The sequence below is a fragment of the Leptolyngbya sp. FACHB-36 genome (genome assembly GCF_014695955.1).
Taxonomy (GTDB): Bacteria; Cyanobacteriota; Cyanobacteriia; order Leptolyngbyales; family Leptolyngbyaceae; genus FACHB-36.
In genome coordinates this window covers 1-1,951 of record NZ_JACJPG010000649.1, presented here as the reverse complement: position 1 = coordinate 1,951, position 1,951 = coordinate 1, and the positions used below count along the sequence as shown (strand labels likewise).

Genomic DNA, 1,951 nt, shown 5'->3' with positions numbered 1-1,951 from the left:
GGTATCTGGCAAGGACGGTTTGTCAACTCTGAACTGCCGTGGCTGCGCTGGTGGGATAATCAGGGTCATTTGCTTCTGAGCGGCGACGAACGAGCCGAGCAAGAGAGTCAGCGTGCCGAGCAGGAACGTCAACGAGCCGAGCAAGAGAGTCAGCGCGCCGAGCAGGAACGTCAACGAGCCGATCGACTTGCAGAGCGGCTGCGGCAGCTTGACATTGATCCCGATACCGTATAGCAACTAAGCTGTTCCACATCGAGTTTGCTGCATCTATGCCTCTAAAGTTTCACATCGTAGACGTATTTGCTGAGAAGAAATACGCAGGCAATCAGCTTGCGGTGTTCACCGAAGCGGCATCGCTTTCCACCGAGGAAATGCAGCAGATCGCCAAGGAAATGAACTACTCAGAGACGACGTTCATTGGCTCGTCGCAGGAGCGGGACGGCGGCTACGACGTGCGGATTTTTACGCCCGCGAAAGAACTTCCCTTTGCCGGACATCCAACGCTGGGAACAGCGTTCATCCTGCAATATGCCATCATTCAGCAGTCCGTGGAGACGATCGTCCTCAACCTTAAAGTTGGGCAAATTCCTGTTGCAATGACGTACCGCGATCGCAGCCCAGACATTCTAACGATGAAGCAGAATCCTCCGGTATTTGGCGACGTAGTGACGGCAGCGGCGATCGCACCCGTTCTCAATCTCGATATCACCGACATTGATTCACGCTTTCCGATTCAGGAGGTCTCCACCGGGGTCCCATTTCTGATCGTGCCGCTGAAAACGCTGGCGGCATTGAAGCGGATTAAGGTGAACGTCGATCGCCTCGCTGAAGTGGTCAAATCCCTTCAGGCAAAGGAGGTTTTTGTCTTTTGTCCCGAAACTCGCAACCCTGCAAATCACTTCAGCGCCCGCATGTTTGCGCCCCTACTTGGCATTGCCGAAGACCCTGCGACCGGAAGCGCGAACGGCTGCTTTGCAGGCTACCTCGCACAGCACAACTATCTTGAATTTGCCTCAGTTGATGTGCGCGTCGAGCAGGGCTACGAAATTGGTAGACCATCGCTGCTGCTGCTTAAGGCACAAAAGCAAGATGACATCATAGAGGTGTCGGTGGGTGGAAATGTGATTTTGGTTGCTCAAGGCGAGTTTGTTTAGGAGGATGTATGACCAGCATTACGGTGCGATCGCACGTTGGAACTGACGGCGTATTAACGGTGCAGCTTCCAGTTGAGCTATCGGATACAGAGGTAGAAGTCACGGTGACAGTCACTCCCACTCCGCCAGCAAGCGCAACGACTCCAGACGATCGCGGCTGGTCACCAGGCTTCTTCGAGCGAACATCGGGTTGTTTAGCAGATGATCCGATTGCCCGCCCTTCCCAAGGCGAATTTGATCAACGAGACTGGGATGGTTTGAATGATTTACCTGCTGGACACTAATACCTGTATTGTTTACTTGAATCAACGAGTGTCAAGCGTTCGTCAACGTTTGGAGGCGTTATTTCCTGAAGAAATAGCAGTTTGCTCTGTTGTAAAAGCTGAGCTATTTTATGGCGCACTGAGAAGCAACAATCCTGAACGGACCCTTGCTAAACAAAGAGGATTTCTTGATTCGTTTGTTTCCTTGCCTTTTGACGATGCAGCCGCAGGTGTTTACGCTCAAATACCTGTTCAACTGGAGGCTGTTGGAACTCCAATTGGTCCAAACGATCTGCTCATTGCTGCGATCGCTCTCGCAAATCATCTGATTCTTGTTACGCACAATACGCGAGAATTTAGTCGAGTTGAGGCGTTGCGGTTAGACGACTGGGAACGTTAGAAAATGCTGGAGCTAAAAGACCGATTGCGATCGCACCTCCGCGAAATTGTCCGTGAACGCGATGTTTATCTGGCAACTGCTGGGCACTTCTATGTGCAGCAGTATATTCGTCAGCAGTTGAGCCAGTGGGGACC

4 protein-coding genes and 1 pseudogene are annotated in these 1,951 nt (G+C 52.0%); all 5 read left to right on the top strand.

The features are described 5' to 3' along the window. A partial coding sequence (locus H6F43_RS20035) for a DUF874 family protein (protein WP_190344775.1) occupies positions 1–234 on the top strand: 234 nt, incomplete at its 5' end. Between the two features lie 35 nt (positions 235–269). Next, on the top strand, positions 270–1,154 hold the full coding sequence (locus H6F43_RS20030) for a PhzF family phenazine biosynthesis protein (RefSeq protein WP_190344774.1): 885 nt from the start codon (positions 270–272) through the stop codon (positions 1,152–1,154). Between the two features lie 8 nt (positions 1,155–1,162). After that, complete coding sequence (locus H6F43_RS20025; protein ID WP_190344772.1) at positions 1,163–1,438, top strand: hypothetical protein; 276 nt, start codon at positions 1,163–1,165, stop codon at positions 1,436–1,438. After that, positions 1,416–1,817, top strand: a complete 402-nt coding sequence (locus H6F43_RS20020) for a type II toxin-antitoxin system VapC family toxin (protein WP_190344770.1) — start codon at positions 1,416–1,418, stop codon at positions 1,815–1,817. Before H6F43_RS20025 ends, H6F43_RS20020 begins: the two co-directional genes overlap by 23 nt. Positions 1,818–1,823: 6 nt before the next feature. After that, positions 1,824–1,951, top strand: a pseudogene (locus tag H6F43_RS23255) (peptidase M28); the annotation flags it as partial.